Origin of the sequence: Myroides sp. N17-2 (genome assembly GCF_002286775.1) — a bacterium.
Classification (GTDB): domain Bacteria; phylum Bacteroidota; class Bacteroidia; order Flavobacteriales; family Flavobacteriaceae; genus Flavobacterium.
On sequence record NZ_NSGJ01000001.1, the window covers coordinates 107,844 to 127,248 of the forward strand.

The 19,405-nt window shown below is 35.7% G+C and carries 17 protein-coding genes; 7 read left to right on the forward strand and 10 right to left on the reverse strand.

Translation table 11 applies throughout. From position 1 onward, the window contains the following. Window positions 1-41 precede the first annotated feature (41 nt). Window positions 42-1,508 (reverse strand): lipopolysaccharide biosynthesis protein, encoded by a 1,467-nt coding sequence (locus tag CF599_RS00545; protein WP_121964100.1) that lies wholly within the window; start codon window positions 1,506-1,508, stop codon window positions 42-44. 136 nt (window positions 1,509-1,644) lie between these two features. On the opposite strand from CF599_RS00545, the gene CF599_RS00550 reads away from it, so the two are divergent. The 3 genes from CF599_RS00550 to CF599_RS00560 all read left to right on the forward strand — a co-directional run bounded on the left by CF599_RS00550 (window position 1,645) and on the right by CF599_RS00560 (window position 4,094). Then, a complete protein-coding gene (locus CF599_RS00550; RefSeq protein ID WP_173835500.1) occupies window positions 1,645-2,499 on the forward strand; it encodes a glycosyltransferase family 2 protein in 855 nt (284 codons plus the stop codon). A gap of 68 nt (window positions 2,500-2,567) precedes the next feature. Then, window positions 2,568-3,314 (forward strand): ABC transporter permease, encoded by a 747-nt coding sequence (locus CF599_RS00555; protein WP_006259573.1) that lies wholly within the window; start codon window positions 2,568-2,570, stop codon window positions 3,312-3,314. A gap of 3 nt (window positions 3,315-3,317) precedes the next feature. Further along, complete coding sequence (locus tag CF599_RS00560) at window positions 3,318-4,094, forward strand: ABC transporter ATP-binding protein (RefSeq protein WP_121964101.1); 777 nt, start codon at window positions 3,318-3,320, stop codon at window positions 4,092-4,094. Window positions 4,095-4,155: 61 nt separating this feature from the next. Here the strand turns inward: CF599_RS00560 and CF599_RS00565 are convergent, their stop codons facing one another. The 7 genes from CF599_RS00565 to CF599_RS00595 form a co-directional block, all read right to left on the reverse strand. Beyond that, window positions 4,156-5,226 carry a mannose-1-phosphate guanylyltransferase gene (locus CF599_RS00565; protein ID WP_121964102.1) on the reverse strand — a complete coding sequence of 357 codons (1,071 nt, stop codon included), beginning with the start codon at window positions 5,224-5,226 and terminating at the stop codon, window positions 4,156-4,158. 5 nt (window positions 5,227-5,231) lie between these two features. Further along, window positions 5,232-5,855 carry a SprT-like domain-containing protein gene (locus CF599_RS00570; protein ID WP_121964103.1) on the reverse strand — a complete coding sequence of 208 codons (624 nt, stop codon included), beginning with the start codon at window positions 5,853-5,855 and terminating at the stop codon, window positions 5,232-5,234. A gap of 13 nt (window positions 5,856-5,868) precedes the next feature. Then, window positions 5,869-6,546, reverse strand: a complete 678-nt coding sequence (locus tag CF599_RS00575) for an SDR family oxidoreductase (RefSeq protein ID WP_121964104.1) — start codon at window positions 6,544-6,546, stop codon at window positions 5,869-5,871. A 1-nt stretch (window position 6,547) separates the two neighbouring features. Further along, window positions 6,548-7,480, reverse strand: coding sequence for a M20/M25/M40 family metallo-hydrolase (locus CF599_RS00580; RefSeq protein ID WP_121964105.1), 933 nt, complete (start codon window positions 7,478-7,480; stop codon window positions 6,548-6,550). 147 nt (window positions 7,481-7,627) lie between these two features. Further along, complete coding sequence (locus tag CF599_RS00585) at window positions 7,628-9,229, reverse strand: dihydrolipoamide acetyltransferase family protein (RefSeq protein WP_121964106.1); 1,602 nt, start codon at window positions 9,227-9,229, stop codon at window positions 7,628-7,630. Between the two features lie 12 nt (window positions 9,230-9,241). Further along, window positions 9,242-10,240 carry a pyruvate dehydrogenase (acetyl-transferring) E1 component subunit alpha gene (gene pdhA / locus CF599_RS00590; RefSeq protein ID WP_121964107.1) on the reverse strand — a complete coding sequence of 333 codons (999 nt, stop codon included), beginning with the start codon at window positions 10,238-10,240 and terminating at the stop codon, window positions 9,242-9,244. A 463-nt stretch (window positions 10,241-10,703) separates the two neighbouring features. After that, window positions 10,704-11,405, reverse strand: a complete 702-nt coding sequence (locus tag CF599_RS00595; RefSeq protein ID WP_121964108.1) for a DAPG hydrolase family protein — start codon at window positions 11,403-11,405, stop codon at window positions 10,704-10,706. 292 nt (window positions 11,406-11,697) lie between these two features. Here CF599_RS00595 and CF599_RS00600 point away from each other — a divergent pair, with 292 nt between their 5' ends. From CF599_RS00600 to CF599_RS00615, 4 genes are all read left to right on the forward strand, one after another. Beyond that, window positions 11,698-12,843, forward strand: coding sequence for an MFS transporter (locus CF599_RS00600; RefSeq protein WP_121964109.1), 1,146 nt, complete (start codon window positions 11,698-11,700; stop codon window positions 12,841-12,843). Window positions 12,844-12,855: 12 nt separating this feature from the next. After that, on the forward strand, window positions 12,856-13,500 hold the full coding sequence (locus tag CF599_RS00605; protein WP_121964110.1) for a DAPG hydrolase family protein: 645 nt from the start codon (window positions 12,856-12,858) through the stop codon (window positions 13,498-13,500). Between the two features lie 69 nt (window positions 13,501-13,569). Then, window positions 13,570-14,361 (forward strand): helix-turn-helix domain-containing protein, encoded by a 792-nt coding sequence (locus CF599_RS00610; RefSeq protein ID WP_121964111.1) that lies wholly within the window; start codon window positions 13,570-13,572, stop codon window positions 14,359-14,361. A 723-nt stretch (window positions 14,362-15,084) separates the two neighbouring features. After that, window positions 15,085-16,221: a DUF6266 family protein gene (locus tag CF599_RS00615; protein ID WP_121964112.1), complete on the forward strand. Its 1,137-nt coding sequence runs from the start codon at window positions 15,085-15,087 to the stop codon at window positions 16,219-16,221. Window positions 16,222-16,412: 191 nt separating this feature from the next. On the opposite strand, the gene CF599_RS00620 is transcribed toward CF599_RS00615, so the two are convergent. Together CF599_RS00620 and CF599_RS00625 are read right to left on the reverse strand one after the other, a co-directional pair. Continuing rightward, entirely contained in the window at window positions 16,413-17,924 is a 1,512-nt protein-coding gene (locus CF599_RS00620) for a calcineurin-like phosphoesterase family protein (RefSeq protein ID WP_121964113.1), read from the reverse strand. Between the two features lie 15 nt (window positions 17,925-17,939). Next, the gene (locus CF599_RS00625) at window positions 17,940-19,388 is read right to left on the reverse strand and encodes a SusD/RagB family nutrient-binding outer membrane lipoprotein (RefSeq protein ID WP_121964114.1); all 1,449 of its coding nucleotides are present in this window, start codon (window positions 19,386-19,388) and stop codon (window positions 17,940-17,942) included. Window positions 19,389-19,405: the final 17 nt, after the last annotated feature.

Genomic DNA, 19,405 nt, shown 5'->3' on the forward strand with positions numbered 1-19,405 from the left:
ACTGTTTTGGGTTTATACAAAAAATATTGGCTAGCAATTCACTACAGCCCAAACTTGCGAAGTAGTTTATCTAACATGGCCTTTACTCCTGTCACCCAATTAGTCTTGAATACAATGATAAAGTTAAGCACTATAACTAAACCTACCTTTACAATCAAATCTATCAGCGTATGTGAACTAGCAGGGATAAAGAATACAACTACTCCAAACACAAGCATTAATAAGAACAATAGAAAGAAGTTCTTATCAAATGGCCACAACTTCATCTTCTGATAGATATAATAGGTCTTAGCTACATTAAACAATGTTAGAGACAACAATGATGCTAGTCCCACACCGAATATTCCTAAATCTGTATACGCAAGTAAAACATAGTTCAGCACAACGTTTAAAACCATCAGGCTCAAAATAGAGACAAGGTTAAAACGATAATACTTAGAATAAGAGATAATCTCTGTACTAAAGCCTGTCGACATATTAATCACTACATTAATCCCCAATAAGTATATAATAGGAATAGAGGGAGCTAACTTATCATACGTTGGCAATAGTTTAAAAAGTGGCTCTATACCAACTGCAACACAGCTAAACAAAAGCATCCCTATAAAGAATAGATTACGAGCGACCTCTTTATATTTCATATTTAACGTACGCAACTCTGCTCTCTTAATCAAATCTGAGATAATAGGTGCATATAAGGCAAATACCCCCGTAGCAGGTATAGCAAGTGTTGACGCTAAAGTAACTCCGATATTATATGTCCCATTTGCTTCATACGAAATAAAGTAAGGAATCATCAGAGAGTCCACTCTAAACGCAAAGAAAGAACCAAAACTTCCTGCAAAAGCAAATAGACTATAAGCATAGTATTCCTTCTTCCCTACGTAAGCGAACAAGTCTTCATACTTCCAATGCCAACTGTATTTAAAATGCTTATGTATATAACTACCGATAACGATAGCTATGATATAATAGGCTATAATATAATACCAAACTGCTTGATCTACTGAGAAGCTTGTATAGATTACCATCAGAAACACAGTAGGCAAAGCTATCTTAGGGATTATTTTCTCAAAGAATGTAGGGAATGATATACGCTGTAAGTTGGTTGCTTGTCTTCTAAAGAGTTCGATATACGCCATAGAAATCGCTAATATGAACCCCATAATAACGTATTTCATCTCTGCTCCTTGATACACAAAAGAACCCAAAAAGAGTAGCACCCCTACTCCTATCGTTAATTTGGCCATAGAGAGCAGACTAAAACTAAAGAGTTTACCCTGCAGGCGTTCACTAAGTTTAGGATAAAAGTTAATCAATGCATGTGTACTTCCCAATACAATGATCGGGAACATAATCTGCGCACACGCATCTACAAAGCGGATAATACCTAGCAATTCTTTATCTTGAGGATAGACTAATACAGTCGACACCACTCCTATCAATACACCGATGTAGTTGATAAGGGTAAAAAGAAATGCCTGTTTAGTTGATATTTTATCCTGCATAATAATGCGTAACTCTGTTAATCAAATACAAATATACTTGCTAATAAGTGCTTAACTACTATTTTTTTTAAATTTGTAAATCTTAAGCAGCTTAGTTCTTTATTGTAGAGTACTATAGTTGTACAAATATCATTACATGAAATACCTAGTTATCATGCCTGCTTATAATGAGTCGGCTTTTATAGAGCAGACTTTAGATAGTTTAACACAGCAGACATTGTTACCCTCTCGTGTAATAATCGTGAATGATAATTCTACAGATGATACCGCTAACCTAGTTGAGACAAGTTATGCTAGTGTACCATATATAGGCCTAATCAATAAGGCTTCAGAAGCAATTCACTTACCAGGAAGCAAGGTTATACAGGCATTTAACTACGGCTTAGCACAAGTGGATAATTTAGAAGACTATGACTTCATCGTAAAGTTAGACGCAGATCTTATCTTGCCAACTGATTACTTTATGACTATCGCTAACCAATTTAAGAAAGATAAATCTATTGGTATGGTGGGGGGATTTGCATACATCGAGAAAGACAACCAATGGGTAATAGAGAGCTTGACAGATAAAGATCATATTAGAGGGGCATTTAAAGCATATCGAATAGAATGCTTTAAACAGATAGGAGGTCTTAAGCCAGCTATGGGATGGGATACCGTAGATGAACTATTATGTAGATTCTATAACTGGAAGATAGTCACTATAGATACGCTAAAAGTCAAACATCTTAAACCTACCGGAGCAATGTATAACAAGGCTGCACGTTATAAACAGGGTGAAGCGTTCTATAGATTGCATTACGGTATTGTCATTACGTCTATTGCCGCTCTTAAACTAGCAATGAAAAAGCAGAAGCCTTTCTTATTTATTGACTACATAAAGGGATACTATAAAGCAAAGAATGAAAAACAACCTTACTTAGTGACAGATGAGCAAGGTACATTCATTCGCAATTACCGTTGGAAAAAGATTAAATCAAAACTGGTCTAACCATTTTTTTGCGTTAATAAACTTAAAACTCATTTGTAATTGGTAATTTAGCCGATATTTTAATATTTATGATAAAATCTGGATTAACACATATAGGACAGTACTTTATAATGCTAAAGGAAATGTTTAGCAAAATGACCAAATGGAAGGTTATGAAAGTACTTATATTTAAAGAGATAGACGATCTAATCATCGGATCTTTAGGTATTGTAGCGTTCCTATCGTTTTTCGTTGGAGGTGTTGTAGCTATCCAAACTGCACTTAACTTAACTAACCCACTTATACCTAAGTATCTTATCGGGTTCGCTACTAGACAATCTGTCATCCTAGAGTTCGCTCCTACCTTTATCTCTATCATTATGGCAGGTAAGATGGGATCATTTATTACTTCTAGTATTGGTACGATGCGTGTAACAGAGCAGATAGATGCTTTAGAAGTAATGGGAGTTAGTTCACTAAACTATTTGGTATTTCCTAAGCTAGTAGCGGTAATGTTATATCCTTTTGTGATCGGTATCAGTATGTTCTTAGGAATTGTTGGTGGATGGTTTGGTGGTGTTATGGGTAACTTCGTTACATCTGAGCAGTTTATCATTGGTTTACAAGATTCATTTACACCATTCCACGTTACATATGCTTTTATTAAGACCTTCTTATTTGGGTTCTTATTAGCAACTATACCATCTTACTTTGGATATTATATGAAAGGTGGAGCATTAGAAGTAGGTAAAGCGAGTACTACTTCATTCGTATGGACGAGTGTAGCTATTATCTTAACCAACTATATATTAACCTCTCTACTTTTAAGCAACTAAGAAATGATTGAAGTAAAAAACATACAAAAGTCGTTTGATGGTACGCAGGTACTTAAAGGTATTAGTACTACATTCGAAACAGGTAAAACAAACCTTATCATCGGACAAAGTGGTTCTGGTAAAACAGTAATGCTTAAAACACTATTAGGTATACACACTCCTGATTCAGGAATAATTAGTTTTGATGGTAGAATATCTACAGAACTTACCTCTTCTGAACGAAGAGATTTAAGAACTGAAATTGGAATGGTATTCCAAGGAAGTGCTCTATTTGACTCTATGACTGTAGAAGAAAATATCGCTTTCCCTCTAAAAATGTTTACTAACAAATCTGACGAGGAAGTAGCACAACGAGTTAACGAAGTTATTGACCGAGTTAACCTTATCAATGCAAATAAAAAGAAACCGTCAGAGATATCAGGAGGTATGCAGAAGAGGGTAGCTATCGCAAGAGCAATAGTAAATAACCCAAAATACTTATTCTGTGATGAACCTAACTCAGGTCTTGACCCGAAAACAGCTATCGTTATCGATAACTTAATTCAAGAGATCACACATGAGTATGGCATCACGACTGTTATCAACACACACGATATGAACTCTGTACTAGAAATAGGTGAGCATATCGTATTCTTAAAGAATGGTGTATTAGCATGGTCTGGTAACCACAAAGAAATCATTCAGACAGACAATGAAGATGTAGTAGACTTCGTATACTCATCAGAACTTTTTAGAATGGTTCGTCAAGCAATGAGACAAATCGGAAACGAGAAGAAATAAATGTAAAAAAGGAGTAATGTGATTAACATTACTCCTTTTTTTATATAGTATATTTTTATTACTATTCTTTCAGTTTATCAGACACTAGCTGACTTACTACTTTGATTTCTTGTTCTTTCTTCTTAGGGTATAGCAGTAAGATATCATCCTTATCTACGATAATATAGTCATTAAGACCATCTACTACTACTACTTTCCCCTTAGCCGTTCTAACGATGTTATTAGTAGCGTTATTAAAGAATGCAGTTGCATTCACCACAGCATTCTCATTCTCATCCTTAGGCAACTTATCGTATAAAGACCCCCAAGTTCCTAAGTCGTTCCAATCAAATGTAGCGGGTTGTACATATACGTTATTCGCTTTTTCCATAACAGCATAATCTATAGAGATATTCTCTGCCTTAGAGTAATTCTCTTCTATAAACGCCTTTTCACCATCTGTGTTTAGCAAATCATATCCTTCATTAAACAATTCCATCATTGCAGGTTGAAACTCAGCAAAGGCATCTAATATAGCACCTACGCTCCAAATAAAGATACCTGAGTTCCACAAGAAGTGGCGACTTTGAACAAACTTACGAGCTGTTACATAGTCAGGCTTCTCCCTAAACTGAACTACCTTTTTAATCGGACGTGAATCTAGTTTATTGAACTCTATATACCCATAACCTGTGTTAGGAAATGTAGGTAAGATACCTAAAGTCATCAATACCTTATCTCTCTCACATACATCAAAAGTACGTTGTAAGTTAGACACGAATTGTAATTCATCCTCTATCCAGTGATCACTAGGTGCTACCACCATCACTGCATCAGGATTATTCTTTTTAATCTTCATAGCCGCATATAGTATACAGGGTGCTGTATTACGCATATCCGGTTCTAATATAATATTATTCTCGTGTACTGCTGGTAACTGAGTCATTACCATTTCTTTATAATTCGCATGTGTTAGAATAAGAATATTCTCCTTAGGCACTACTTGAGACAGGCGCTTAAACGTCTTCTGAATCAAGGTATCACCAGATCCTAACATATCGTGAAATTGTTTTGGAAACTCAGGAGTACTTACTGGCCAAAAACGTGACCCTACTCCACCAGCCATTATCACTGCATAATAATTTGAACTCATATATCTTATCTATTTACAACATAATGGGTAAGCAACTCTACTTCAGCATTTGCTTTAAAAGTATAGCTACGGCCCGTTGACACCTCTAAACATTCAAACAGTTTCACCCTGATAGGTCCACGTTTAAATATCTTTCCATTATATGTTTTAAAATGACTTCCCAAAGGAATCTCATATATAAAACACGTTTTATTATTTATATCCTGTACATCATATCGCTTCATTGCTATAGAGAGACGTTCATCTGTATCACTACTCGCTGAAGGATTCTTAAAGTGATTCGCTAATAAAGGCAATAATGCACTAGGAAATACTTCTGTTCTCAAAAAAGGAAGCATCAATAACTGAAAGGTACTCTTCCACTCTACCCCATGAGGCTTTATCCTTCCACCATACTTTTGATATGTCACTAAATGCGCGATCTCGTGAATTAAGGTCATCAAAAAACGATAAGGGTTCAAATTAGAATTTATCGTGATTAAATGCTTTCCATCGTGATTACGTGTATAGTCACCATGACGAGTAACACGCTCATGTACTATTTTTAAATGTACATGATAATGCTTTATCAACTCAAATACAGCTTCTACAGATTGCTCCGGCAAATATGGACGTAACGTTTCTATCAATTACTTCTTTTTTTTAAGGGGTTGTTGTTGATACTTGCAACACTTTACCATTAAAGAATCTATTACCATGAATACTAAAGTTCACAATATACTCAGCCATTTCGTCTGGCATAAGTGGCGCTTGGTATCCAGGAAAAGCTTCTTCTAACATCTCTGTCTGTACAGCTCCTAAAGCTACTACATTAAAGAATATACCTTTATCCTTATATTCCTCTGCTAGCAATTCACTAAGAATAGTCACAGCTCCTTTACTAGAGCTGTACGCTGCTAAGCCTCCGAATTTAAGTACTCCCTGAACTCCTCCCATACTACTCACAGTTACCACATGACTATTGACTTTCATAAATGGCACTGTCAACTGCATTAGACGAGCTGCTCCGAATACATTCACATTGTAGACATATTGAAAGTCTTCTTGTGTAATCTCTTCAAAAGGTTTATTAACAATAGCTCCTGCATTGTTAATCAAGATATCTACATGACTCCAGTTATCTTGTACAAAAGCGACTACTTGTTGCAAGTCTTCCTCTTTTGTTATATCAACAGCTAAACAAGTAACGTTATCTAAACCTACTAATTTGTCAGATACCTTTCTAGATACAGCCAATACATTATGACCTAATTTAGACAACCACTGCACACACTCTAGGCCTATACCTCTACTTGTCCCTGTAACAATTACATTTTTCATTTTAATACATTCTAATTTCTCCCGGAGCTAAATTAACAAGTTTAGCTACAACCGGTATTATATCTTGTGCAAAAGAAGTCATAAAGTTTAAATCCATTAAATGAGCTTCATCTTTTACATGGTGGTAATATTCATAATTTTCAAAGTCAAAAGAACTGAACGTTTGACATGGTACTTTAAACATTTGATAGAACGGATAGTTATCAGATCTTTTAAACAACTGAAACTCCTCTGCCTTCTCTAGTTTACCCACGATTGACTTACCTGCTAATTCATTTAGCTTAGTTGCCATAGTAGATAGATCATATCCTGTCAAATAAGTAGTATAATCTCTCTTCATCGCTAATCCTAGCATCTCGAAATTTAGCATAGATACTACGTTCACATTTTCAGCCTTTAGACGTTCTGCTAAATGTTTTGATCCCCATAATCCTTTCTCCTCTCCTGTGAAGAACGCGATAATAATAGTACGCTTATTATTTTGCAGCTTTAAGTTACGAGCCAACTCTAATAAGATAGCACTACCTGCTGCATTATCATTAGCACCATTAGCAATAGAATCACCATCTACCGGCTTCTCTATTCCTATATGATCATAATGTGCTCCTAATACGACTACCTCATTCTTTAAGACAGCATCTGTACCAGGGATAACTCCTACTATATTCCAAGCCTCTTTTACATTCTTTAATGTATCATTATAACTCGTATAGTAAGGTTTTATTTTATACTCTTCTAAATGTTTAGCCAAATAATTAGCCGCTAGCTTACCTCCCTCGCTACCAGTATCTCTACCTAATAATTCATCAGAAGCTAAATAGTATAACGTCTCTTTAATATTCTTTTGTTCAGCATTAACTTTAGCAACAGTTGGAGCCTTAGCAGAAGCACATCCTACTAACAACACTGTAGCCAATAAACCTAAAAATCTCATTTGTAAATATTTTCATCAAAAATACAAAAAGGATATTAACTAATGAAAAATAAATGCTCTTGGATAGCAACGAAATAGTATAAAATATCGCAATAAAAAAGCCCTCATTCATTATGAATGAGGGCTCTGTATTATACTATAAATAGATTACGCCAACATAGTAACTGGGTTCTCTACATAATCTTTAAATGTTTGTAAGAATTGAGCACCTGTAGCACCATCCACTGTTCTGTGGTCACATGCTAAAGTTACTACCATCGTGTTTCCAACTACCACTTGACCGTTCTTAACTACTGGTTTTTCTATAATAGCACCTACTGATAGAATAGCAGAGTTAGGTTGGTTGATAATAGAAGTAAATGATTGGATACCGAACATACCTAAGTTAGATACAGTGAATGTACTTCCTTCCATCTCAGCAGGAGTAAGCTTTTTAGTTTTAGCTTTAACAGCTAATTCTTTTACTTTACCACCGATGTTAGTAAGAGACATTTGATCTGTGAATGGCAATACTGGCACTACTAATCCATCTTCTACAGCTACAGCCACACCTATATTGATATGGTGATTATAGATAGTTGCATTATCAGTCCATTGCGTATTTACTTGAGGGTGTTTGCGAAGTGCCATAGCACATGCTTTCACTACCATATCATTAAATGACACTTTAGTATCAGGTAGATTATTAATAATCTTACGAGATTCAATAGCATTATCCATGTCTAACTCGATAGTTAAGTAATAGTGAGGAGCAGTAAACTTAGACTCAGCTAAACGGCGAGCAATAGTTTTACGCATTTGTGAGTTTTTCACTTCCTCTACACTTACTTCACCAGCAGGTACAAAAGCCTTAACTGCAGGTACAGCAGCTGTAGCAGCAGCCACAGGAGATACTGTCTTAGCAGCTGGTGTGAAGTTCTCGATATCGCGTTTAACGATACGTCCATTCTCACCTGACCCTTTAACATCAGTAATGTTTATTCCTTTATCTTCAGCAATCTTCTTAGCCAACGGAGAAATGAATACTCTCCCATTAGTTGAAGCAGTAGCCTCCACACTTACAGTTGCAGCAGGAGTTGCAGCTTTAGGAGCCTCTTCTACAGAAGCCTCAACAGCAAAACTACCAGCTACGATAGCAGATACATCAGTTCCTTCTGGTCCTAAGATAGCTAATACGCTATCCACTGGAGCAGATTCTCCTTCATTAATACCTACATATAATAAAGTTCCAGCCTCGAAAGCTTCGAACTCCATAGTTGCTTTATCAGTTTCTATTTCTGCAAGGATATCACCCTCTTGTACTTTATCACCTACTTTTTTAATCCAAGTAGCCACTGTACCATCAGTCATCGTATCACTTAGACGAGGCATAGTAATGATCTTAACTCCAGCAGGCATAGCAGCCGCTTTAGGAGCAGGTGCATCAGCTTTAACTTCTACTTGTGCAGCAGGAGCCTCAGCTACAGGAGCAGCGCTAGCACCACCACTGATTAATGCAGAGATATCTTCACCTTCAGTACCTATAATAGCAAGTAACGAATCTACAGGAGCAGATTCACCTTCTTGTAATCCAATATATAACAATGTACCTGAATTAAATGACTCAAACTCCATTGTTGCTTTGTCTGTTTCGATCTCTGCAAGGATATCTCCTTCTGAAATCTTATCTCCAACTTTTTTTAACCAAGCTGCAACAACACCTTCTGTCATAGTGTCGCTTAAGCGAGGCATTGTAATTACTTCTGCCATGTTCTCTTATTATTATAATCTGTGAGGTATAAAAGGATAGTTCTCTTGTTCATATACTACATCGTACATTACGTTTTGATCAGGGAATGGAGATTCTTCAGCGAATTTCTCACACTCAGCTACATGATCTTTTACTCTTTGATCCATTGCTTCGATCTCAGCCTCTGTAGCATATCCTTTTTCTCTAATTACGTCTAATACTTGCGTAATAGGATCTATTTTTTTGTACTCTTCTACTTCCTCTTTAGTACGGTAGTGCTGAGCATCTGACATAGAGTGACCTCTATATCTATATGTTTTCATCTCTAAGAAAGTAGGTCCATCTCCACGACGAGCTCTTTCAATAGCCTCGTACATAGCCTCAGCTACTTTAACAGGGTTCATACCATCTACAGGTCCACTAGGCATTTCGTATCCTAATCCTAATTTCCAGATATCAGTATGGTTAGCTGTACGCTCTACTGAAGTACCCATAGCATATCCATTGTTCTCAACGATAAATACTACTGGTAGTTTCCAGTTCATCGCCATATTGAATGTCTCGTGAAGAGATCCTTGACGAGCTGCTCCGTCACCGAAGTAACACATAGTCACAGCTTGTCTATCAAAATATTTATCAGCGAATGCTAATCCAGCTCCTACAGGGATTTGTCCCCCTACGATACCATGACCTCCATAGAAACGGTGCTCTTTAGAAAAGATGTGCATAGATCCACCTAAACCTTGTGATGTACCTGTTCCTTTTCCTAATAACTCAGCCATAATACGCTTAGGATCTACTCCTAATCCGATAGGCTGAACGTGATTTCTATATGCTGTAATCATCTTGTCTTTAGACATGTCCATTGCATGTAAAGCTCCAGCCAATACTGCTTCCTGCCCATTATATAAATGCAAGAATCCTCTTACCTTTTGTTGAATATATAAAGCAGCAAGCTTATCTTCAAACTTTCTCCAAAATAGCATGTCTTCATACCACTTTAGATAAACTTCTTTTGTAATTTCTCTCATATGACTTTACTTTTCATAAACGGTCTTCCGTTTAAAATACAGACTTTCTCATTTAACCACACTAATTGTGGAGAAGCAAAAATAATATATCTACGTTAGACTGAAAAATTTATTTGAAGTATTTTATATTTGATAAGATTTTAAACAAATAATTTAACAATACCTTATAATTAGACGCTTTAATTAAACATCTAATTTTTACTTTCTAAACCTAAATAGCCCATTATTGCTTTTTAAAAGTACTATAACATTTAAACGATAATTATTATCTAGCTCATTTAAAATATAATACCCAAGATAAGCCATAAAGTAACAGACATAAATAGTCAAACTAAATCTCTTCTTTACGCTTTTAGACAATTCCACAATAACCAAAGTACATAGTCTAGAAACGAAAAGTCTTTTAACAACAAAACGCCATGCAATACCTTATTACATGACGTTTATTTATTAATACTGGTTATTACCAAAGAAGAGGTGCTTTATCTCCATGTTGATTTTTAGCATAATATAATGATGGCAAGCTATGAGATAAGTAAGTAAACTCACTATAACAATGCTCCATTAAACCAAATCCTATCTCATCTGGTAACAAATGTCCCTCTGCTATCCCTGAAGCACCTAAATAAAAATGACTTCTCAGCACACATCCTTCTAAAGTATCTCTAACAACATGTAGCATATATCCATCGATAGGATCACCATTACTATCTAAGGGAGTATTCTCCCCAAAACCTATTCTTCCATAAATAATAGCACTAACTTCTCCATCAGCATAAGCTTTACTTAATAACGTCGGATCAAAAACATCTTTAGCATCGTGAAACTTAATAGTAGCTGACACAGGTGGGGTGTCTCCTAAAGTTTCTGTTGCATGGATAGTTGCTCCTATATAATTCTTGTGTTTTACCCATTTTTCATCCCATCCCCCGTGATCAATATGATCATGTGGATGCCAAAGTTTCAAATCCTCTGTTGTTTCAAAATAGGTAAACCACCAGTCTAGCATTTTCCCTTTGCACCCTACTAAGTTATTTCTCATTGCTACATGTAGCATTCCATTCTCTAATCTCTTAAGACCTGCTTCTAAATAAAGTGGCTTAGCAGCTAAAAGTAAATTTATATCCTTAAGCGCTACTTGTTCTATTTTATTCTGTGCTTCCATAATTTATATATTATTACTATTTATAATCCTTAATTCACAAGACTCCCCCATCTAACTCAAGACATCTTCACCTCTGTTATTTGGGTTAAAAGTTTCTGTAAAAGTAAAATAGGCTTAGAGCCTACGCCTTGCACTATCTTCTAATTATCAGGTACAAAAGAGAAACCTTCAGCAACAAATTACTTCATATCACTGTGTAGTAAATAATTTCCAAAAAGTACAAGACAATGGGATAATTACACCTATTGATTGGATTCTTAATACTGACTTTTGTAAAGCAAAAAACAACAAGATGAATCAAATATCAAGATTGGGAATATTCACTTTACTACTGACAAGTAGCTTAACGATAATGGTGGGAACTGTGATAGCTCCTTCACTAAACGAAATATCTCTTCACTTAGGATTTAAAGAAAATCCTGGGTGGTTAATCACTTTACCCTCTTTAGGGGTTGTCCTTTTTGCCCCCTTTGCAGGTAAATTAATTGATAAAAAAGGGGCTTATATGATGCTTAAGTGGGGGTTAATTCCCTATGCTATATTAGGATTCGGAGGTGCATTTTTAAACAATCCTTATCTAGTTATCCTAGATCGAATTCTATTAGGTGCTGCCACAGCATTAATACAAGCTTCTGCTACTGGATTAATAGCCATTCTCTTCTCTGGTAAAGAAAGAATGAAACTCATCGCTTGGCAAGGAATGGCAATAGAACTAGGTGGTGTAACATTTTTAAGCATTGGAGGGGTACTAGGTGAGTTAGGCTGGAAATATCCCTTTGTGATCTATCTACTGGGATTAATCTGTAGTACATTACTCTCTATCTCAATAAAAAAAGACAAGACACACTATAAGGAATTAGAAAATCCTATCGAGAACACAAATCAGAATAAGCTTTCTAAAAGTCTTATTTGCATACTTTTATTTTCTACACTCGCTATGATTCTCTTCTTTGTAGCATTTGTTAGCCTTCCCCTATATCTCCCATCATTATTTAATTATTCTGAATCAGAGACTGGGTATTTCCTTGCCTATATATCCCTTATAGCTGTTTTATCAGCAAGTCAAATGCCTAATTTCGTTAAACGGACATCTAATTTATTAACGCTATCCCTTGGCTTTTTAGCTTTCACAGCAGGGCTATTTTGTTTTTTTATTTCTGCTTCGAACACCACTTTGTTTATTGGAGGTCTAACTATGGGTATAGGTTTTGGGTTTACAGTTCCCCTATTAAATCATATGACCATAGAAGAAAGCAACACCCAAAATATGGGAAAGAATCTAAGCTACTACTCAATGGCAATATTTGGAGGGCAATTTCTATCTTCCTTTATTACCCAAATTTCGACTGAAGTAAGATTCACTTTATTAAGTGCAACTATTATATCAGCTTGCACAACAATTTTATTACTAATAATGACAACAAAATATAACAAGTAAAACTAAAAACTTATGAGAATAGAAGAAGCAAACGAGCTTTTAAAACCAGGTTACTTACCTTTTGAAGCAGGATGGAAACGCTATGATGACGGACTATTAGTAGTCGCTGCTAGATCATCGCTAGCTAACATAAATGGAGCAATGATAGAATGGTGGTTCTCTCACGTACAGAATACAGAACAATATCTATTATGGCATAAAGACGACCATATTTACAGTGACTGGATAGGTGAAAGAGGAACAGGTAACTACATCGGTGGTACACACATTGCACACGAGAGATTAGGTGGAGAAGAAATTCACAAACTAAAAATCAACTTTCTAGAACCCTCTAACATATTAGACGTCTCGCTATTTCCAGAACAACGTGCTACTGCCATACACGCTAGATTAGGAATAGACGGTATGGATGGATATGCTGCTAAAATGGTGCATTATATTAGAGATACTGAATATGGCTGTGAGATGAGAAGTCGTTTTTGGTTAGGTTATTTTGAAGGCAGTGACTTAACTAATGATCTAGAAACTCGCCTAAAAATATATCCTGATCATATAGGAGCAGGATTATGTAAACACTGTCACGAGGAAATGAGTAATTTTAATTTATTTTTACCTAAATTATATGAGCAAGAAACAGGAAAGAAAGTAATTTTCTAATTTAGTTATATCATCAGATAGCTTGCTTAGGTTTAATCGAGCTATCTGATTTATAAAATCAGTCATCATATGAAAAACAGTCATCAAATAGATCCTCTCAAAATAGTATATTTTGAATTAGAACGCTGTCCTGAAAGTTATTTGAACGGTGAAGAGAGAAATACCTTTTTTGAAATTATCTGTCAGTTTGATTCTGAGAATGATGCTTATGTTGATATTCACTTAATTCCTATTTATAGAGCGAGTACATTTAATACAAAGAAACAAGGGTATCTTATAGCATTTAAGCGCGATTACTTAGAGGAAGATGACAAAGAATATGCCTTAGATGTATTCAATCTGTTTAATATTCAAGGACAATCTACGCATCTAAGCATAGAGAAAGAATCAGCAGATATACTATTTCAAATAAGTAGTCTCATTAAAGATGAATACTTTAATCCCAATGGAACCTATCTCATTTTAAAAGCTTTGATAAAAGTCTATCTATTAAATCTAATTCGCCTTAACAACTTGCATTTTCTTGAGCAAGACACAAACCAAAAACGAATTTATCAGTTCATCATACTACTTGATCAATACTTTAAGGAACAGCGCAATGCTGATTTCTATGCTACTGATATGGGAATATCAGCTAAACGCTTAAACCAAATTCTCAAACTAAAAATGAACAAATCAATTACTCAATTGATACATGAACGCCTTATCCTTGAAGCGAAAAGAATGTTGATTTCAAGTGAAATGACAATAAAAGAAATCGCCTTTGAACTAAATTTTGATGATCCTGCTTACTTCAGTAGATTCTTTAAGAAGAATACACAACTGTCACCTGAAAAATTCAAGCAACAACATCCTAATTAGTAGTACATCAAATCATCAATACACTAATATCTATAGCAATATCAATAGCTAACCCTACTCTATTACCCTACTCCTTCACTAGAATACCCTCCTCAAATATTAAAGTGTTTTTTTTACTTTCCCACCCCTTCAGCTTCTAAAAGATCCCTTTTAGAGGTACTTATTTCCTTGTTTTTATCTTCCAATGCCCCTCTAGACTCTTTAGCAGGCTTTAATCTAAAAATATCTTCAGTTTTTATTTTAGAAAAAAAAAAAACAAATAACATACTAATAAACAACACATTACAATAAAAATTCTGATTTATTGTAATACATCTAACACCCTTTCACCTCAGTATATAAGCACCTCGTTACCCCATCCTAGGACAATTATAGGAGAATGATAGGACAATAACAGGCGATAAAGATTATTTCTCCAAGAATTCAGCTTTCATTCTACTCTTATTCTGCTCCAATGCGCCAATAATTTTAAATCGAATTAGCGTCTGTATAAGAAGAAATCTGACTGAAAATGAAAATATTTTAAGCTTTTATCACGTCTAATTAATTCGCATTCAGCCATCAAGACAGTGTCACTAAGGGCTGAACAGCCTATAAATATTTCTCGCTACTTATGTACTTGGTATGCTGATTTTTATATATTACAAAACGGGAATGATATGGCAAATTGCTATTCAATCTCACAAAAAACCAAAATCACGAAAAACCAAAAAAACATAAGTTATGGCAGAAATCAAACAGGGTATACTAGGTCCAGTAAATGGCAAAGTAGGAACAGTAGTTGGTGCAACGTGGAGAGGAGTAAATTACATCCGCGCTAAACCTCGCAAGTCAAGCAAAAAACCAACAATGAAGCAATTGCTTCAATGGGATAAGATGAGCTTGGTCTCAACATTTGCAAGTAAGTTTAGGGAATTTGTCAATGCCAATTGCCCACCTGTGCTGAAGGGTAAAAAATGGATAGCAGGTAAAGAGCAGATGATCTCTAGGTTAATGACTCAAGGTATTGGCTTAAGTAATGGAGAACAACATATCAAAGTAGAAGAAGCTTTGTTATCTATTGGAAACCTTGCTCCCGCTGTAATCAAGAAAATCAATCGACTAAAAACAGGCAAGTTTAAAGTCCAATGGGAAAATGGATTGATTAACGCCTTAACGCTTAATACAGATCAACTGACGATGATGCTGTATAACGAGACATTAGACCAGTTCACAGCAATACCAAATGTGGGAAATCGAGTAGATAAGTATGCTCACTTCAGTATACCTACTAATTGGGCTGAGGGTACTGTCTACTTCTGGAGTATGTGGAAAGCGGCTGATGGCAGTGTCAACAGCACAAGCTGTTTTCACGGAATTATAGAGTTAGAAAAAGAGAAACAGGAAACAAGAAACGGGGAACAAAAAGATAAAAACCAGGAACTGGAAGCAGGGAATACAGTACCAAACGAACTACATCAGGTACAGACACAATACATCGATAATATAACAGAACAAGAGAACGAGAATCAAGAAGTAACAGAAGTAACAGAAGTTATTCCTATCGAACAAGCACGAGAAATAGCCTTAAAACAGTATCTAGAAGAAGTGAATACTCCTAAAGAAGGAGACTCTACCCCGCCTTTAAAGCAGAATAATAAAGAAAGGGAAACTACCCCGCCTCCAATTACTACTACCGAAGATAAGAAAGTAAAAAAATGGACTCCACCTGGCTATATCCGCAAAGTAAATAAAGACATTATCAAGCAGGCTAAAAACACAGAACCTAAAGCACAAGTTGATCTACCTAATGAAGAAATCATAGAAGAAGCGCGATCGATACTAGAGGTTTTAAACATGATGGAGGAAAAGAAAGAATGAGATAATACAGATCTAAGCTAGAGCAGTTCTAAGTTGTTCTAAAATCGTCAACTCTTTCAATATTTCTCACTAAGACTCTCTTTCTCAATGTAAGGGAGGATACACTAATTGCCTAAACTCAAAAACAAATAGTTAATAGCTAACTAACAGCACAAAAAAAGGAGCTCACTTACGCGAACTCCCTGCAAACATTATAAACTATATAATTCACTATACACCTTCCCGAAGCGGTCTATCACTTCTATAGTAATAGATTTGGCTGTCTTAGAAGGTCTAAACAAAAACAAATGATCTGTAAGCTCTGGTTCTACCCACTTACGCTTTTCTGGTAATTTAGGTCCCTCGTGTAGTTTAATACTTAGCGGATCCCTACCTGTGACTTGTACTAGCTCCCCTTTACGTACTCCATCTTCATACCAATAGGCTTGCCACTTGGCATCCCAGTTCCATATATTCACACTCCAGTTGTCCTTAAAGTCAGGGTGTTCTCCTGCTTTATAAGCTCTAAATTGGATATTTTTATCAAGATTTGTTCCTTTATAGTACCATTCTAATTGAGATCCCTTAGCAGTGTAAACGCCATATCCACTAGGTGTACCATCTGAACAAATAGGCCCACTCCACCAAGCTCCACATACAGTCCCGTGACAATGCTCTACTAATCTATCTTTAATCACAATAGTCTCATTAAAGTGAGTATGTCCAGACATTAAATGTGCATTATATCCTTCTAATACTTGATATAAATGCTCTCTATTGCTCACCATCGCTCCAAGAGATGAACTTGTAGGGTTTCGTTCAAAATAACCTGTATAAGAAGGTATATGTTGAGAAACAATAACAGTAGATCCCTTAGGCACATTTGCTAAATCACGTTCTAACCAAGCCAATTGTTCTTCTGTGATATACCCTATATACTCTTTTCCTTTACCGATAAAGAATACATCATCTATAACCACATAGTGAATCTCCCCTCTGTTAAACGAATAATATTGTGGTCCATAAAGGTTATTAAATGTAGTATGTGTCTTCTCATCACTGCGCTGACCTAGATCTGCATCGTGGTTACCAAAAACTTGAAAGAATGGTATAGACAAGTTCTTCACGGCTTGATTGTATTTTTCAAACAACTCGTGCTTATCCCATATCAAATCACCACATCCGATACCGAATACATTCGTACTGCCTAACGAGGCAATAGTCTTCTGCATATCCGGAACTGATTCTGTCAATAGTTGTTCTGCTTCTTCAATTTTTTGGATTTGTGGATCAGCTAATACTAAAAAGTGATGGTTTATATCTGACTCTGCTACTGGTTTAAGAGTAAACTCAACTGTATTAGTAGTCTTCGTCTTATTAATGCGATAAAAGAAATCAGCCGAACCATTAGCCAATTGTTTAATCTCATAACCTGATGGAATAGAGATAAACACAAACTCTCTCTGATTATGTGTTATGATAGAGAAATAGCCATTCTTATCCGTTAATACCACCTGAGTTCCATCAGATACACTAACATTGCTAATTCCCTTGCCATTTGTGACTACACGCCCTTCAACTTTGATAGCCTTAAAATTAGCTGAACTGCCTTCTACCAACACTAGATCTTCTGATGCTGATGCAGTGATTGTATTCATTGAAATCAAAGAAGTTGCTCCTGCTGATAGCGCTATATTCTTAATAAAATTACGTCTTGAACTCATAATACTCCTTTGTTATTAGTTTTGCCACCACATTTTATAATTGATATTATCCCCTCCCATTTGAGATACTATCTTCTCATAATTCGTTTTGTTTTGCGTACGAATAGAGATAGGATAAGGGAAACGACTAGGCATCTTACCTTCATTAAGCATTGATTTGGTCTTTGGTAACACAGGGTATCCTGTACGCTTATACTCAAACCACTGTTGATAATCATTCATATATAAAGCATAATACTTCTGTAACATAATACGCTCTAACGTCCCGTTATATTTCGTACTTTCTAAATCAAAATAATTAGTAGGCATTACTAGACCTTTAGAGGTAATAGCCAGTTTTACTGCTTCTTTATAATATGACTCAGCACCTGGTAGATATCCCTTCTGTGCTAACTCCGCCTTCATAAACAGTACTTCGGCATACGTTAAGACAGGAGACTCTGTAGGGTTAGCAGCCATAATATTATTAAGAGTCGATGCCTCATAATTAAACTGAGAATCGTTACCATCAAAAGCACTAGGTATTCCCTTATATCCTATTATCACTTTATTCTTACCTTCTACTCTATAAGCTTCTGTAGCATATAGAGGTAAACGAGGATCTTTAAAGTCATTTAAGTTGTCTAAGAAGAATGAAGCCATCTTACGGCTAAGTGTAAAATCCTGCACACGACTCCAAGGCGAAACATTAGGAGTAACTCCTGTAATCTTAAGATTAGCTTGAGATTTTACATCATTAATAATCGGGTATTTCACTGGATCATTAATAATCGTCAACATACGTTGGTAAGAATTCTTCTCTGTCTTATTAGAAATCCTCAATAACAAACGCAGGTGTAAACTGTTCGTAAACTTTTGCCAATCTGACCAATATGTAGCTGAATCAGTATACAATACATCTGGATTATATATCATCTTTCGCTTCACATCATATAGCGCATTAGCTTTCTCTAAGTCAGCTAGTAGGCTATCATAGATCTTCTCTTGGTCATCAAATGCTGGGTATAGCAACTTTTCATCTCCCTTAGAAGCATCAAAATAAGGTACAGCACCGAATATATCAGTAAGATTAGCTGTAACCCATACTTTAAGTGTAATAGCAATCGCTTGATAATTCACATCACCAGCCTTTATCGCTTCTGCTTCCATATCCTTAGCATTCTTCATCCATCTATAGTATGCATTCCAAGAAGATGCACCTACATCATCACTTAGATCATAACGCTGTAACCCTGGTACCTCACTAGGATATACCACGATATCTTGCATTAAGTGGTTATTATGAGACCAGCTTCTGTACATATTATGACTACCTACCTCATAGATAATAGGATTAAGTAGTGTAGCAGGGCTGATCTGTTGTAATCTATTTGGGTCAATGTTCTTCTCTTCAAAATCAGAGGTACAACTAGTTGTCAATAACATCGTAGTTGCAATACCTAAAAATATATGTTTGATTGTCATTTCTTTGATTGTAAAAT